The 14,662-nt window shown below is 67.7% G+C and carries 14 protein-coding genes; 11 read left to right on the top strand and 3 right to left on the bottom strand.

All coding sequences use genetic code 11. The annotated features are described in order from the left end of the window. Window positions 1–64 precede the first annotated feature (64 nt). A complete protein-coding gene (locus AC1RJ9_RS10035) occupies window positions 65–838 on the top strand; it encodes a 3-keto-disaccharide hydrolase (RefSeq protein ID WP_492839160.1) in 774 nt (257 codons plus the stop codon). Here AC1RJ9_RS10035 and AC1RJ9_RS10030 read toward each other — a convergent pair. After that, the gene (locus AC1RJ9_RS10030) at window positions 835–1,842 is read right to left on the bottom strand and encodes a LacI family DNA-binding transcriptional regulator (RefSeq protein ID WP_492839159.1); all 1,008 of its coding nucleotides are present in this window, start codon (window positions 1,840–1,842) and stop codon (window positions 835–837) included. The genes AC1RJ9_RS10035 and AC1RJ9_RS10030 overlap by 4 nt on opposite strands. A gap of 136 nt (window positions 1,843–1,978) precedes the next feature. On the opposite strand from AC1RJ9_RS10030, the gene AC1RJ9_RS10025 reads away from it, so the two are divergent. Genes AC1RJ9_RS10025 through AC1RJ9_RS10000 form a run of 6 tightly spaced genes read left to right on the top strand, consistent with a single transcriptional unit; the run spans window position 1,979 to window position 7,290 of the window. Beyond that, on the top strand, window positions 1,979–3,220 hold the full coding sequence (locus tag AC1RJ9_RS10025; RefSeq protein WP_492839158.1) for an MFS transporter: 1,242 nt from the start codon (window positions 1,979–1,981) through the stop codon (window positions 3,218–3,220). Between the two features lie 24 nt (window positions 3,221–3,244). Further along, window positions 3,245–4,183 (top strand): sugar phosphate isomerase/epimerase family protein, encoded by a 939-nt coding sequence (locus AC1RJ9_RS10020; protein ID WP_492839157.1) that lies wholly within the window; start codon window positions 3,245–3,247, stop codon window positions 4,181–4,183. A gap of 11 nt (window positions 4,184–4,194) precedes the next feature. Then, window positions 4,195–5,331, top strand: a complete 1,137-nt coding sequence (locus AC1RJ9_RS10015) for a Gfo/Idh/MocA family protein (RefSeq protein ID WP_492839156.1) — start codon at window positions 4,195–4,197, stop codon at window positions 5,329–5,331. After that, the gene (locus AC1RJ9_RS10010) at window positions 5,328–6,383 is read left to right on the top strand and encodes a sugar phosphate isomerase/epimerase family protein (protein WP_492839155.1); all 1,056 of its coding nucleotides are present in this window, start codon (window positions 5,328–5,330) and stop codon (window positions 6,381–6,383) included. The genes AC1RJ9_RS10015 and AC1RJ9_RS10010 overlap by 4 nt, the downstream gene beginning before the upstream one ends. 34 nt (window positions 6,384–6,417) lie before the next feature. Then, entirely contained in the window at window positions 6,418–6,777 is a 360-nt protein-coding gene (locus AC1RJ9_RS10005) for a c-type cytochrome (protein ID WP_492839154.1), read from the top strand. 21 nt (window positions 6,778–6,798) lie between these two features. Further along, on the top strand, window positions 6,799–7,290 hold the full coding sequence (locus tag AC1RJ9_RS10000; protein WP_492839152.1) for a cupin domain-containing protein: 492 nt from the start codon (window positions 6,799–6,801) through the stop codon (window positions 7,288–7,290). Between the two features lie 9 nt (window positions 7,291–7,299). Here AC1RJ9_RS10000 and AC1RJ9_RS09995 read toward each other — a convergent pair whose 3' ends face one another. Then, entirely contained in the window at window positions 7,300–8,184 is an 885-nt protein-coding gene (locus tag AC1RJ9_RS09995; RefSeq protein WP_492839151.1) for a 3-keto-disaccharide hydrolase, read from the bottom strand. Window positions 8,185–8,289: 105 nt separating this feature from the next. Here AC1RJ9_RS09995 and AC1RJ9_RS09990 point away from each other — a divergent pair, with 105 nt between their 5' ends. Next, complete coding sequence (locus AC1RJ9_RS09990) at window positions 8,290–10,038, top strand: FAD-dependent oxidoreductase (protein ID WP_492839149.1); 1,749 nt, start codon at window positions 8,290–8,292, stop codon at window positions 10,036–10,038. Further along, a complete protein-coding gene (locus AC1RJ9_RS09985; protein ID WP_492839148.1) occupies window positions 10,038–10,607 on the top strand; it encodes a gluconate 2-dehydrogenase subunit 3 family protein in 570 nt (189 codons plus the stop codon). The genes AC1RJ9_RS09990 and AC1RJ9_RS09985 overlap by 1 nt, the downstream gene beginning before the upstream one ends. Before the next feature lie 25 nt (window positions 10,608–10,632). Here AC1RJ9_RS09985 and AC1RJ9_RS09980 read toward each other — a convergent pair whose 3' ends face one another. After that, window positions 10,633–10,875: a hypothetical protein gene (locus AC1RJ9_RS09980; protein ID WP_492839147.1), complete on the bottom strand. Its 243-nt coding sequence runs from the start codon at window positions 10,873–10,875 to the stop codon at window positions 10,633–10,635. A gap of 128 nt (window positions 10,876–11,003) precedes the next feature. On the opposite strand from AC1RJ9_RS09980, the gene AC1RJ9_RS09975 reads away from it, so the two are divergent. Together AC1RJ9_RS09975 and AC1RJ9_RS09970 are read left to right on the top strand one after the other, a co-directional pair. Continuing rightward, window positions 11,004–12,797, top strand: a complete 1,794-nt coding sequence (locus tag AC1RJ9_RS09975) for a tyrosinase family protein (protein ID WP_492870908.1) — start codon at window positions 11,004–11,006, stop codon at window positions 12,795–12,797. Window positions 12,798–12,825: 28 nt separating this feature from the next. Further along, entirely contained in the window at window positions 12,826–14,661 is a 1,836-nt protein-coding gene (locus AC1RJ9_RS09970; RefSeq protein WP_492838415.1) for a DUF8225 domain-containing protein, read from the top strand. Window position 14,662 lies beyond the last annotated feature (1 nt).

Genomic DNA, 14,662 nt, shown 5'->3' with positions numbered 1-14,662 from the left:
TCGTATTGGCCGATGCCCGGGAGGCGCATAGTCTGGTCCGTCCGACAGGGAGCCCAGGCGCCGCATGCTGACCCGATCCATCCTCACGCTCTTCGGCCTGTTGGCCGCGTCCTCCGCCCTGGCCCAGAGCAAGCCGGAGGAGACCGAGGCCTGGAAGCCCGTTCCGTCGGTCGTCTCGCCCGCGGTGGCGCCCGGCGGCGCGCCCTCCGATGCGATCGTGCTGTTCGACGGCCATGATCTGGGCCAATGGGTCGCCACCAACGACAAGTCGCCGGCGGCCTGGACGGTGGCGGACGGCGTGCTGACCGTCGACAAGTCGAAGGGCAATATCGAGACCCGGCGGGCGTTTCGCGACTACCAGTTGCATCTGGAATGGCGCGTTCCGGCCGGAATCGCGGGCTCGGGCCAGGCGCGTGGCAACAGCGGAGTCTTCCTGGCGTCCACCGGGGCCGGCGACAAAGGGTACGAGGTGCAGATCCTCGACAGTTTCGAAAACCCGACCTACGTCGCCGGTCAGGCGGCCAGCGTCTACAAGCAGCATCCGCCCCTGGTGAACGCCAGCCGCGAGCCGGGCGCGTGGCAGACCTACGATATCGTCTGGCGCGCGCCGGTGTTCGGCGCGGACGGGGCGCTGCTCACGCCGGCCGTGGTCACCGTGATCCATAACGGCGTACTCGTGCAGGACCACGCGGTGCTGGCCGGCGAGACGGTCTATGTTGGCAAGCCCCGCTACACGGCCCACGGGCCCGCGCCGATCAAGCTGCAGGCGCACGGCGACCCCAGCGCGCCGATCAGCTTCCGTAACATCTGGGTCCGCGAACTGGCGCCGCCTCCCTAGGCCGGCGGGGGAGCGGTGCTGGAGCGCACCACCAGCCGGTGGGGCAGGGTGACGTTCTGCAGCGCGGTGGCGCGGCCGCTCAGGATGTCCAGCAGCAGGCGCACCACCTCGTGGCCGATCTGCTCCTTGGGCTGGCTGACGGTGGTCAGTTTCGGATGCAGATACTGGGCGAAGCGGATGTCGTCGAAGCCGACCAGCGACACGTCATCGGGGCAGGTGAGGCCGCGCTGGCGGATCGCCTCCAGAGCGCCCATGGCCATCTCGTCGCTGAAGCAGAAGATCGCCGTCGGTCGGCCGGGTTCGTCCAGCAGGTCGCCGGTCTGGCGTACGCCGGACTCGATCGAGAAGTCGCCGATGGCGATGCGTAGGGCGCTGGCGCGGCCGTGGCGCTGGGCCGCCGACAGCACGCCGGCCAGGCGGTCGCTGCTGATCGGGCTGGCCAACGGGCCGGTCACCACGCCGATGCGGGTATGGCCCAGGCCGTAGAGGTAGTCGACAACCTCGGCGGCGGCGCGGTCATTGTCGATATGGGCGCTGGAGACGGCCAGGCCGGGACGGAACTCGCAGCCGTTGACGATCGGCGTCCGGGGGCCCTTGGCGGCGACCATGTCGGCCAGCACGTCGGGCAGGCGGTGACCCAGGAAGATCAGGCCGTCGGCCTCCTTGCGGCGGAACATGGCCGCGTACTGCTCCTCGCGCGCCTCCTCGTGGCGGGTGTCGCCCAGCAGCACCGAATAGCCGGCGGCCAGAGCGGCTTCCTCGACGCCCCGGATCACCTGCGAGAAGAACGGGTTGGAGATGTCCGGGACCGTGACCAAAATCTTCTCGGTCCGCAGGGTGCGCAGGCTCTTGGCCGCGAAGTTCGGCTCGTAGCCCAGGCGGTTGACCGCCTCCATCACCTTGTTTCGCGTGGTTTCCAGCACCAGTTCGGGCGCGCTGAACACGCGTGAAACCGTCGCGGTGGAGACGCCCGCGTCGCGCGCAACATCTTGAATGGTCGCCATCGGCCGGACACTGGCGACAAGCCGACAGCTTGGCAAGCAGACCGGCCCCTGTTATCGATGATTTCGATTACATCGGAGCGGAGGGCGTCCAAAAGGGCGAAACCAGCCGCCCAGACTGGTCGGGGAGGCCAGATCCATGAACACGAGCGTCCGGCTCTTCGTGATGATGGTGCTGCAGCTGGCGATCTGGGGCGCCTGGGCGCCGAAGATCTTTCCCTACATGGGCATGCTGGGCTTCGAGCCCTGGCAGCAGTCGATGGTCGGCAGCGCCTGGGGCGTGGCCGCCCTGGTCGGCATCTTCTTCTCCAACCAGTTCGCCGACCGTAATTTCGCGGCCGAACGGTTCCTGGCCGCCAGCCACCTGATCGGCGGCCTGGCCCTGGTCGGCACGGCGTTCGCGACCAGTTTCTGGCCGTTCTTCGGCTGCTACCTGATCTTCAGTCTGGTCTATGTGCCGACCCTGTCGGTGACCAACTCGATCGCCTTCGCCAACCTGAAGGACCCGGCCGCCGGTTTCGGCCCGGTGCGCATGGGCGGAACGGTCGGCTGGGTGCTGGTCAGCTGGCCGTTCGTCTTCCTGCTGGGCGCTCACGCGTCGGTCGAGCAGGTGCGCTGGATCTTCCTGGTCGCGGCGATCGTCTCGTTCGCCTTCGCCGGCTACGCTCTGACCTTGCCGCACACCCCGGCCCGCAGGGACGCGCCGGGCATCGACAATCTGGCCTGGCGACGAGCCTTCAAGCTGCTGGCCGCGCCGTTCGTGCTGGTGCTGTTCGTGGTCACCTTCATCGATAGCGTCATCCATAACGGCTACTTCGTGATGGCCGACGCCTTCCTGACCAATAGGGTCGGGATCGCCGGCAATCTCAGCATGGTGGTCCTGAGCCTGGGTCAGGTGGCCGAGATCCTGACCATGTTCCTTCTGGGTCGCGTGCTGGTCCGGCTGGGCTGGAAGGTGACGATGATCATCGGCGTGCTGGGCCATGCCGCGCGCTTCGTGGTGTTCGCTTTCTTCGCCGACAGCATCCCGGTGATCGTGACCGTGCAACTGCTGCACGGGATCTGCTACGCTTTCTTCTTCGCCACCGTGTACATCTTCGTCGACGCGGTGTTCCCCAAGGACGTCCGCTCCAGCGCCCAGGGACTGTTCAACCTGCTGATCCTGGGCGTCGGCAATGTCGTCGCCAGTTTCCTGTTCCCGACACTGATCAGTCGCCTGAGCACGGGCGGATCCGTCGACTACACCACCTTGTTCCTGGTTCCGACCGGCATGGCCCTGGCGGCCGTCTGCCTGCTGGCGCTGTTCTTCCGTCCGCCGTCGCGCGGCCCGGTGACGGAGACCGACGAGCTCCCCGCCACGGCCAGCCCGGCCCAAGTCTAAGCCCCTTCAGCAAAGGAAAGCCTCGTGCACGAACACCTTTCTCGGCGTGGCCTTCTGGGCGCCGGCGCGGCCCTCCTGGGCGCGACCCTGGCCGGCGTCGCCAGCGCGGCGGCGACGCCGTTCTTCCAACGCCACAAGCTGCCGGTTGGCATCCAGCTCTACAGCCTGGGTCCGGATCTGGCGAAAGAGCTGGACGCCCAACTGGCGACGGTCGCCGAGATTGGCTTCAAGTCGTTGGAGTTGGCCGGCTATCTGGGACGCACGCCAGCCGAGTTGCGCGCCGCTTTCGACAAGGCGGGCCTGGTCTGTCCCAGCGCCCACATCGCGCCCAAGGGGCCTGGCGGTTTCAGTGGGGATCTCTCCAAGCTGGCCGACGAGATGCACGTGATCGGCGTGACGTCGGTGATGATGCCGATCTTCTACATCCCCGACCGCCTGGGCGCCGACCTGCGCCAGGCGGGCGTGCAGATGACCGCCGACGACTGGAAGTGGAACGCCGACTTCCTCAACGAGAAGGCCGCCGTGCTGAAGAAGTCCGGCATCACCGCCGGCTATCACAACCACAATTTCGAGTTCGCCCCGCTCAAGGACGCAAAGGGCGGTGAGACAAACGGCATGGAGATCCTGCTGAACGGCACGGATCCCAGCCTGGTGACCTTCGAAATGGACGCCGGCTGGGTAACGGCCGCCGGCCACGATCCACTGGCCCTGCTGAAGGCTCATCCGGGCCGCTTCACCCAGATGCACGTCAAGGACGTCAAGGCGACGACCAAGACCAACTTCGAACTGAAGCAGGACCCGACCGAGGTCGGGAGCGGCATGATCGACTGGAAGAAACTGCTGCCCGCCGCCTACGCCGCCGGCGTCCGCGGCTTCTACTACGAGCAGGAGCCGCCGTTCGCCCATGCTCGCCTCGAGTCGGCCAAGATCAGCTACGACTACCTGGCCAAGGTCGTCGCCTGATGAGCTTGCGGATGGCCCCCTTGCGAATGGCCATGGTCGGCGGCGGTCCGGGCTCGTTCATCGGGCCGGTGCACCGCATGGCCGCCGAGCTGGACGGCCGCATCCGGCTGGTCGCCGGGGTGTTCAGCCGTGACCCCGCCAAGAGCGCCCAGGCCGCCGCCGCCTGGGGCGTCACGCCCGACCGGGTCTATCCGGATCATCACGCCATGATCGCGGCCGAGCGGGCGCGCGAGGATGGCGTCGACCTCGTTTCGGTCGTGACGCCCAACCACCTGCATTTCGACGTTTCGGCCGCCGCTCTGAAGGGCGGGCTGCACGTGATCAGCGACAAGCCCGCCACCCTGAACCTGGAGGAGGCCGAGGACCTAGCGGGCGTCGTCGCGGCGTCGGGCAAGCTCTATGGCCTGACCTACACCTACACCGGCTATCCGATGGTCCGCGAGGCGCGCGAGATCGTGGCGCGCGGCGATCTGGGCGCGGTGCGCAAGGTCGTTGTGGAATATTCCCAGGGCTGGCTGTCAAAGCCGCTTGAGCGCGACGGCGACAACAAGCAGGCCAGCTGGCGCGCCGATCCCAAGCAGTCCGGCGTCGGCGGCTGCATCGGCGACATCGGCGTCCACGCCTTCAACATCGCCGAGTTCGTGACCGGCCATCGGGTCGAGCGCCTGTGCGCGGACGTTTCGACCGTCGTGCCTGGGCGCGGCCTGGACGACGACTGCAACGTGCTGCTGCGGTTCGAAGGCGGCGCGCGCGGCGTGCTGATCGCCTCGCAGATCTCGGCCGGGGCCCGCAACGGCCTGCGGCTCAGCGTCTATGGCGAGAAGGGCGGCCTGACCTGGTCGCACGAGGATCCCAACGTGCTGACGATCGACTGGCTGGATGGCCCCAGCCAGGCGCTGCATGCCGGCTCGGGCTATCTGGGCGCGGCCGCTCGCGCCGTGACACGCCTGCCGACGGGCCATCCCGAAGGCTTCATCGAGGCCTTCGCCAATATCTATCGCGACTTCGCCGGCGCCATCGAAGGGCGGGGCGGCGGGTTCGTGCCGGATATCCAAGCGGGCGTTCGCGGCATGGCCTTCGTCGAACGCGCCGTGGCCGCCAGCCGCGACGACGCCGGTTGGGTCGCCTTGGAAGGAGATGCGCGATGAAGACGCTCAAGGGACCAGCCATCTTCCTGGCTCAGTTCATCGGCGACAAGCCGCCGTTCGACAAGCTCGAGACCATGGCCAAATGGGTCGCCGACCTCGGCTATGTTGGGGTGCAGATGCCGACGGGCGGTGCGGACTCGTTCTTCGACCTGGCCCTGGCCGCCGAGAGCCAGACCTATTGCGACGACATCGCGGGGCTCCTGGCCGAGCATGGCTTGGAGATCACCGAGCTCTCGACCCACCTGCAGGGCCAACTGGTCGCCGTGCATCCGGCTTATGACGCGCTGTTCGACGGCTTCGCGCCGCCCGAGCTGCGCGGCAAGCCCAAGGAGCGCCAGGCCTGGGCCGTGGGGCAGGTCAAGGCCGCCGCCGTCGCCAGCCGCCGCCTGGGCCTGAAGGCTCACGCCACCTTCTCGGGCGCTCTGGCCTGGCCGTATTTCTATCCCTGGCCGCAGCGCCCGGCGGGCCTGATCGAAGAAGCGTTCGCCGAACTGGGCCGTCGCTGGAAGCCGATCCTGGACGTCTTCGAAGAGAACGGCGTCGATGTCGCCTACGAGATCCATCCGGGCGAGGACCTGCACGACGGCGCCACCTTCGAGCGGTTCCTGGACGAGGTCGGCGGCCATCCGCGCGCCAATATCCTGTATGATCCCAGTCACTTCGTGCTGCAGCAACTGGACTATCTGGGCTACATCGATCGCTATCACCAGCGCATCAAGGCCTTCCACGTCAAGGACGCCGAGTTCCGGCCGACGGCCCAGTCGGGGGTCTATGGCGGCTATCAGGGCTGGGTCGACCGACCTGGCCGCTTCCGTTCGCTGGGTGACGGTCAGGTCGACTTCAAGGCGATCTTCTCCAAGCTGGCCCAGTACGATTTCGACGGCTGGGCGGTGCTGGAGTGGGAGTGCGCGCTGAAACACCCGGAGCAGGGCGCCCGCGAAGGTGCGCCGTTCATCCGTGATCATATCATCCAGGTGACCGACAAGGCGTTCGACGATTTCGCCGGCAGCGCGCCGGACGCTGGCCGCAATCGCCGGCTATTGGGTCTGTAAGGCCGCCGCCAAATTCCGACGGAGAGTTTTCTCGATGAAGTATCCGCTCATGCTCGCCGCCGTTCTGGCGGGGATGGCGACCAGCGCCGTCGCCGCGCCCACGGGGCAGCAAGTGTTCGAGCAGCGCTGCACGGTCTGCCATTCTCTGCGGCCCGCCCCAGGCAAGATGGGGCCGCCCCTCGCCGGCGTCGCGGGCCGCAAGGCCGGGACCGCGCCGGGCTTCGCCTACAGCGCCGCCATGAAGGCCTCGGGCATCACCTGGACGCCGGCGGAGATGGACGCCTTCATCAAGGCGCCAGGCAAGAAGGTCCCAGGCACCAAGATGCTGCTGGGCGCGCCGGATGACGCGCAGCGCGCGGCGGTGATTGAGTACCTGACGTCGGTGAAGAAGTAGGCCTGGCAAGGGAGAGCTGCAGTGAAGACAATAGCTCGGGCCTTCACGATCTGCGCGACGTCGTTGCTGCTGGCCGCGCCGGGCATCGCCGGCGCTCAAGCCGCCGACCCAACCGGCTTCGCGAGCGGCGCGGATGTCCAGGCCCAGCTGCGCGACATGCTCGCCACGATGAAGCCCGACCAGGGGTTCATGTGGCGTCCCCTGGTCCGCGACGGCGCGACCGTGGCGGCGATCGAGGTCTGGAAGAAGCCGGGTCGCCCCGCCGTCCACCCCGCCGAAGCCGAATACGCCATCGTTCTGGAAGGCGCTGGCACGCTGGTTTCGGGCGGGACCATGACCGACCCGAAGGTCAAGAACGCCAACCTGACCGAGGGCGGCCAGATCGAAGGCGGCGTGACCCGGACACTGGGCCCTGGCGACGTCATCCTGGTGCCCGCGGGCGTGCCTCATTGGTTCGGGATCACCGGCGAGCGGCTGATCCTACTGGGCATCAAGTTGCCCGTCGCGAAATGACAGCGCGCCTTACCGCGCCGTCAGCTCTTGAATTTGAATGTCCTTGAACTCGATCGGATGGCCCTCGCTCTGCAGGGCGATATAGCCTTCCGTGACCGGCTGGGCGCCGCGCGCCAGGATGTAGGGTTTGGCGCCGCCCGCGACGGTGTCGTCGGGATCGAGGGTCACCCCCGCGTAGTGGTGGACGGCGATGCCGTTGATCTTCTGGGTGATCTCGCCATTGGGCAGGACTTCCAGCTCGACCTGGACCCAGGTCCCATCGGGAATGGTCGGAGCCTTGGCGGGCGGGGTGCAGTGCTCCTTCACCTTCGCGCCATCGATGGTGATGGTCAGGCCCGGCGTGCAGACCGCGCCGGTGGGGCGGGGCGCGTCGCCGTCCTTGCCCAGCAGCTGAAACTCGACCGAGACCGGGAAGGGCTGCTCGACGGTCATGCTCTCGGGGCTTTGGCTGAGGAACATGACGCCGCTGTTGCTGCGCGCCCAGGACGGCGTGTCGGCCAGGCCGCCTTCGGTCAGGAAACGATAGGTCAGCTTCAGGCGATAGGCCTTGAACGGCGTGTTGTAGAACAGGTGCCCAAACTGGCCTTCCAGCTTGTCGTAGTTGGCGTAGGACACCCGGATCACGCCGTGGTCCGCGACGAAGGTCTGGCGGTAGTTCTCGCCCGCCGGATGCTTGGCGACCTTCGCCGTCCAGCCGCTTAGGGTCTTGCCGTCGAACAGCGACCGCCAGGGCCCGGCCTTGACGTCCTGGGCGTTCGCCGCGCCCGCGCATAGCGCCAGCAGCAGGCCGGTCGCCGCCCGGCCTACGCGCGTCGTCGATCTCGTCATGGCGTCCCTCCCAAGGGCTCGGAGATTTTGACATGAAACGCCGAGCTTTCTTGCAATGTAACCCATTTCATGGAAGCCTCCAGGCAAGAATGAGGGGTTCGCCGAGGTCGGGGCGTCGCGTTGCTTACAGCTTCCGACGTGGTCCATCGAGCGACCGCGAAGGGAGTGAACATGGCCAATCTGAACGGCCGCGCGCGGCGTAAGAACACTTATGACGCGATCGTCGTTGGTAGCGGTATCACTGGCGGCTGGGCGGCCAAGGAGCTGACTCAGAAGGGACTCAAGGTCCTTGTGCTGGAACGGGGGCGCATGGTCCGCCACCTCGAGGACTATCCCACCGCCGTCCTCGATCCCTGGCAGACCAAGTATCCGCAGGGACAGCTGCCGAAAGCCGAGTTGGACGCGCACTACCCGGTGCAGCGCCGCACCGGCTACACGATGACGGAGTACAGCCAGCACTTCTTCGTCAAGGACGACGAGAACCCCTATACCGAGGAAAACCGCTTCGACTGGATCCGCGGCTATCACGTCGGCGGCCGCTCGCTGACCTGGGGCCGCCAGAGCTATCGCCACAGCCCGATCGACTTCGAGGCCAACGCCAAGGAAGGCATCGGCGTCGACTGGCCGATTCGCTATGAAGAACTGGCCCCCTGGTACGAGCATGTCGAGCGCTTCATCGGCGTCTCTGGGCAGGCCGAGGGCCTGCCGCATTTCCCCGACGGCCACTACCAGCCGCCGATGGAGATGAACTGCGTCGAGAAGGCCTTCAAGAGCCGCTCGGAGGCCCGCTTCCCGGAACGCCGCGTCAGTATCGGCCGCGCCGCCCACCTGACCGAGCCGACCGAGGAACAGCTCAGTCTGGGCCGCACCAAGTGCCAGTACCGCAACCAGTGCATCCGGGGCTGCCCGTTCGGCGCCTATTACAGCTCCAACGCCGGCGGTCTGGTCGCGGCCGAGCGCACCGGCAACCTGGTGATCCGCCCGAACTCGATCGTCACAGAGCTGATCTATGACGAGAAGGCCGGCAAGGCGACCGGGGTGCGGATCCTGGACGCCGAGACCCGGCAGGACGAGGAATTCCACGCCGACGTCATCTTCCTGTGCGCCTCGGCCCTGAACTCGGCCTGGATCATGATGAACTCGACCAGTTCGCGGTTCCCGAACGGCTTCGGCAACGGCAGCGACCAACTGGGCCGCAACGTCATGGACCACCACCTGGGCGTCGGCGCGTCGGGCGAGGCGCCCGAGTTCGCCGACATGTACTATTCGGGCCGGCGTCCGAACGGGATCTACGTGCCGCGCTTCCGCAACCTGGGCGACGCGGCCACCAAGCGAACCGACTACCTGCGCGGTTTCGGCTACCAGGGCGGCGCCTCGCGTCCGATTTGGGATCGCGACCTCGGCGAGCGCGGGCAGGGCGCCAAGGGCTTTGGGGCCGCGCGCAAAGCCGCGCTCACCCAGCCTGGGCCCTGGAGCATGGGTTTGGGCGGCTTCGGCGAAATCCTCCCCTACGAGGACAACCGCATCACCCTGAACCGCGATGTGAAGGACCAGTTCGGCCTGCCGACGCTGTCGTTCAATGTCACCATGCGCGAGAACGAAATGGCCATGCGCCGCGACATGCAGCAGGCGGCGGTCGAGATGCTGGAGGCGGCCGGCTTCAAGAACGTCAAGGGCCACGACGGCGGCTACGCTCCTGGGCTGGGCATCCACGAGATGGGAACCGCCCGGATGGGGCGCGACCCGAAGACCTCGGTGCTGAACGCCCATAACCAGGTCCACGAGTGCAAGAACGTCTACGTCACCGATGGGGCGGCCATGACCTCGGCCTCGTGCGTGAATCCGTCCCTGACCTACATGGCCCTGACAGCCCGCGCCGCCGACCACGCGGTGAAGGCTCGCAAGCGGGGAGACCTGTGATGCTGAACCGACGCGACACGCTTCGCGGCCTGGCCCTGGCGGTCGGCGTCGCCTCGACGGGCTGGGCCGAGCGCGCCCTGGCCGCCGCGGCGCCCGCGCCGGCCCTGACCTGGACCCCGACGGCCCTGACGGCGGACCAGGCCCGGTTGCTCGACGTGGTGGCCGAGCTGATCATCCCGGCGACCGACACGCCCGGCGCCCGCGAGGCTGGCGTCCCCCAGTTTATCGATCGCGCCGTGGGCGACTTCTACGAGAAGGGTCAGATCGATCAACTGCTGGGCGGACTGGCCCGCATGGACGCCGACGCCCGCGCCGCGCATGGCGATGTCTTCGTGGCGCTGACGCCCGAGCAGCAGGTCGCGCTGCTGACAGCCTACGACCAGGAAGCCGGTGTCGCGCGAGGGCAGGGGCAGTCCCACTTCTTCCCGGCGCTGGAAGACATGGTAACCGTCGGTTACTTCACCTCCGAGCCCGGGGCGACCATGGCCCTAAAGTACGAACCCGTGCCTGGCGCCTATCACGGTTGCGTGCCGATGTCCGAGATCGGTCGCGCCTGGGCGACGCGCTAGCGTCGCCGTCATCCCGGCGGGAGCGTCAATCCCCGTCCGCCTCGTCGCCATCGGGCGGCATGATCGCCAAGCCTTTGCGGCCGGCCAGCGCGCCGCCGTGACAGGGCAGGGCGGGAGCGTCGCGACGGTCATCGCCGGACGGCGCCGGGCGTGGCCCTTTGGCCGTGCAGATCATCATGCCGACGGGCGCGGCGCAGGCCATGGGCGCGAGGACGAGGTTCAGCGCGCCCAACAGGGCCGCGCTCGCGCCGGGCGACGGATGGGTCATGATCTCTGCTCCCTCCCGATAACGAACGCCCATTCCGGCCTGTTATGCGAGTATATCTTGCATTTCTCAGAAATCCTACCTTGACGTGTATTTAACGCCATGGCTCTCTTCCCGACAGGGAGAGCGCGATGGTTGGACAACCACGACCCGAGGCGACGTTTCCGACGTGGCGCACGGACATCGCCGACCTCTTCGCCGCGCCCTTCTGGGTGACGCCGGCGCGGCGCGCCGACGTGGCGGGCCAGTGGCTGGGCTGCATGAAGGACTACGCTGTCGACCTTTCGGACTATGACAGCGTCAAGGCCTGGTCGATCCGCATCTACCAGTACCTGCACAGCCGCGAGATGCCGCTGACCGACGACGAGACTCAGAAGTGGCCCGACGACGCGCTGGAGCTGTTCCGACTGTGGGTCAACCAGGGCTGGCGCCGCGACGCCGCGGACCCTTTCGACCGCGATGAGCGCATCCCCCAGCCACGGCCACGGCCCGCGCCGCTGCGGCTTCGTCGCGACCTGCGCTCGCTGAACCAGGCCGAGCTGGACGACTACCGAATGCGGTTCGAGGACGCCTTCCAGGTCGCCGACGCCGCGCCGGACGCGCCGGGCCAGGTGTTCTTTTCGATCCACGGCGACTGGTGCCTGCATTACCAGGAAGCCTTCCTGCTCTGGCACCGGGCCTATCTGATGGCTCTGGAACAGCGGCTGGGCTGCACGGTCCCGTACTGGAACTGGTACGCCCAGGACGCCGCGGTCGACGGGTCACCGAGCGCGGGCTTGCCCCAGGCGTTCAAGGACACGACCTACGTCCACCCCGTGACCGGTGAGGTCCGGCCCAATCCGCTGCGCTTCGCCGCCGCCAAGGGTGGAAGCAGCAAGGCCTGCGCGGCCGGCGTGCCGCCGTCGCCAGGCATCGATTGCCGCTGGGTTCAGCGCGATCCGCTACTCTACACCGAAGGCGACGACCAGCGGGCGGCGCGCACGCGCAAGATCGGCCTGACGCTGCAGTACCAATTGCAGGTGCAAAGGGCGCTGCGGTTCAAGGATTTCAGCCATCCGCAGGGCGTCGGCTATCCGTGGGCCAACATCCAGAGTTTCGCGCCGCCGCCGCCGGACTCGCAGTACGTCTACCGCGACTACAATTTCGACGGCGCCTACGAGCAGCCGCACGACAACTATCACGGCTGGGTCGGGCCAGACATGGCCGACAACGCCTACACCGCCTTCGATCCGGTGTTCTGGTCGTACCATGCCAATATCGACCGGATCTTCGAGATCTGGCTGCGAGCCAACGCCACCGGCGCGACCTTCACCGCCAACTATCCGCTGCATCCGTTCGCCGGCGCGCACGTCGAGCGGTTCGAGTTCACCGACCCGCGGGGGTTCGTCTACACGACCATCGGGGATCTGGCGAAGGACTGCCGGGGCCTGGGCTACGACTTCGCCGCGCCGATCGATCCGGACTTCGGAACGGGCGCAACGGTCACGAGGAGCGCCCCGGCCGAGGACGCCGACGAGTTGCTGGTGTTGTTCGACGACGTGCGCTGCACGCTCGACAGCTATGCGATCGACGTTTTCCTGGACGCCGGGCCGGACCAGCTGACCCCCGACGGCCGTAACGACCGTTATGTCGGCCGGCTCTCGCGGATCGGCATGGGCCAGGCCGACGACAAGGGCCGCTGCATCGTCAAGGGCGTGCGCCGGATGCTGGACGCCTCGGCCACGGCCCGGGCCCTGGGCCTGAAGCCCGGCGACATGCCCGCCCTGACCCTGGTGGTCACCGACCTGGCGACGGGCCAGGCCGTGCCGGCCGCCGACCAGGACAAGCTTCCCGGCTTCAAGGGCCAGCTTCTGTGGGCCAAGGCCGGCTGGGCGCCTCGCGCGCCGTCCGCGCCGTTACCCGCTTCCGTTTCCTGTTGTTCCTAGGAACTTCAAACCAGAAGGACGTCTTCGCATGCCTGTCCTCTCCAGCTTTTCGCTTCCGGCCTTCATCGAAGACATCCCCACCGACACGCCGGAGAACAAGGCGCTGAACGCCGAGCTGAAGTGGCGATGGAACGTCAATGTCACGGGCTGGATCGCCCAGGCCATGCCGGCCGCGCCGTCCTTCTTCTACGATCCGACGGCGACGGACATTCCCGCCGGCAGCCCCTCGGCGCCGGTGACCTGGAACGCCTTCCCGGGCCGCCTGGCGCAATTCTACGGCGCCAGCCCACCCAACCCGCCGGCCAATCCCTACAAGCTGACCCAGGACCAGATCTATAGCCTGGCCGACACCGGCTACTATCCGGACGGCGCTGGCGAGGTAAGTTTCCAGGACATCCCGGCGACGCTCTGCCCCGAGGCGGACTGGACCGGTACGCTGAAGACCTTCGGTCCCTATGGCCCGCGCGGCTGGCTCGACGAGTATTGCGAGTGGAGCGCCGCGCGCGACACCAATGGCGACCTGGTGCGGATCGACTTCGCCTGCGAGAATCCCGAATACTGGACCACCCTTTGGAAGGTCAGCCCCGAGACGGTCGCGAGCCTCTATCAGTCGATCCTCAACTGGGACGCGCCGGTCGAGCGTCAGATCAGCGTCGCGCTGGAAGACCTGCAACTGACCGTCGGCGGCGTGGCCGTCATCGATCCGGAGACGGGGCGTCCGGCCTATAACCCGCTCAACAAATGGAACAGCGGGCCAGTCGCCTTCCGAACCGGCGCGTCCAGCGGCTTCTCCGGCGGCGTCATCCACCTGACCAGCACGCCCAACACGCTGCAGACCGAGCTTGGCCTGGCGGGCGCCTCGAGCGTGCAGTTCCAGAGCGGCAACAGCGACCAGCAGGCCCTGATCTGCTGCGGCCAGTTCGGCCAGGAATATCGCCACAGCGACCCGCACATCGGCCAGTCGGTCAACACCGTGGTGGCTGGCGCCCTGACCGGCGGCGCGCCGCAACGGGTCTGCCTGGCCGATCCGGTCGGGCTCTACATCCAGCCGCTGCTCAATCCGTCGCTGTTCAGTTTCAAGTCGACGATCGATCCCGCCAAGCTGCCCTGTGGCCCGGGAGGGAGCGGCGCGGCGGCCAGCGACGTCTTCCAGATCGTGCGCGGCGCGGCCTCGGTCGTCGATCCGGTGACCGGCCAACCGTTCCCCGGCGCCATGATCCTGCACGTCGTCTGCCAGATCCCCTCGGCGTGGCTGACGGTCTATCCCGACATGACCCTGGCCGACATCCAGATCAGCGGCGCGCCGATCGTCTGGGCCGGCCAGGTCGCCGCCCAGTTCGACATCGGCCTCTACGCCCGGCCGCTTAACGCCGGGGCGACGCCGCCCACCGAACCCTGCGCCACCGGCCTGCAGAGCCCGTCACAGCCGTTGCAGAGCCTGATGTTTACCGCCCTATGGGACGCCTATTACGACGGCGTCGAGATGGCCCCGACCGGCCAGACCATGTCCCTGGCCAGCAACACCACCTTCATCGCGCCGCTGCTGGCGGCCGACGGGGTGGCCAAGGCGCTGACCCTGACCATCGTCAATCCGTCCAGCACCGCCAGCCTGCCCACGGTGGCCGTGCTGCTGGCTGACGGCTCGGGGCCGGACCCGAGCATCACCGTGACGGTGCAGGGCGCAAGTCCAGCCAACTACGCCGTGCCCGGCAACTCCTATCCCGGCAGCTACACGGCCCTGGCGCTGGAACTGTCGATCCCGGCCGGCGCCGCCCCGGGCCTGCGTGGCGTCATCGTCACGGACCCGTCCGGTGTCGGCGGCGGCAGCCTGCCGGCGGCGCTGTATATTTTGAGCGGGGAGTAAG

This window comes from Caulobacter sp. GW822-FHT07D08, assembly GCF_058798735.1.
The sequence above is the reverse complement of the archived record's forward strand: the minus strand, read 5'-3'. Positions and strand labels throughout refer to the sequence as shown.

What these genes read in the sequence shown, in the direction of transcription:
- AC1RJ9_RS10035 (WP_492839160.1), top strand. Translation starts at nt 65, where the DNA reads ATGCTGACCCGATCCATCCTCACGCTCTTCGGCCTGTTGGCCGCGTCC.
- AC1RJ9_RS10030 (WP_492839159.1), bottom strand. Translation starts at nt 1,842, where the DNA reads ATGGCGACCATTCAAGATGTTGCGCGCGACGCGGGCGTCTCCACCGCG.
- AC1RJ9_RS10025 (WP_492839158.1), top strand. Translation starts at nt 1,979, where the DNA reads ATGAACACGAGCGTCCGGCTCTTCGTGATGATGGTGCTGCAGCTGGCG.
- AC1RJ9_RS10015 (WP_492839156.1), top strand. Translation starts at nt 4,195, where the DNA reads ATGGCCCCCTTGCGAATGGCCATGGTCGGCGGCGGTCCGGGCTCGTTC.
- AC1RJ9_RS10010 (WP_492839155.1), top strand. Translation starts at nt 5,328, where the DNA reads ATGAAGACGCTCAAGGGACCAGCCATCTTCCTGGCTCAGTTCATCGGC.
- AC1RJ9_RS10005 (WP_492839154.1), top strand. Translation starts at nt 6,418, where the DNA reads ATGAAGTATCCGCTCATGCTCGCCGCCGTTCTGGCGGGGATGGCGACC.
- AC1RJ9_RS09995 (WP_492839151.1), bottom strand. Translation starts at nt 8,184, where the DNA reads ATGGGTTACATTGCAAGAAAGCTCGGCGTTTCATGTCAAAATCTCCGA.
- AC1RJ9_RS09990 (WP_492839149.1), top strand. Translation starts at nt 8,290, where the DNA reads ATGGCCAATCTGAACGGCCGCGCGCGGCGTAAGAACACTTATGACGCG.
- AC1RJ9_RS09985 (WP_492839148.1), top strand. Translation starts at nt 10,038, where the DNA reads ATGCTGAACCGACGCGACACGCTTCGCGGCCTGGCCCTGGCGGTCGGC.
- AC1RJ9_RS09980 (WP_492839147.1), bottom strand. Translation starts at nt 10,875, where the DNA reads ATGACCCATCCGTCGCCCGGCGCGAGCGCGGCCCTGTTGGGCGCGCTG.
- AC1RJ9_RS09975 (WP_492870908.1), top strand. Translation starts at nt 11,004, where the DNA reads ATGGTTGGACAACCACGACCCGAGGCGACGTTTCCGACGTGGCGCACG.
- AC1RJ9_RS09970 (WP_492838415.1), top strand. Translation starts at nt 12,826, where the DNA reads ATGCCTGTCCTCTCCAGCTTTTCGCTTCCGGCCTTCATCGAAGACATC.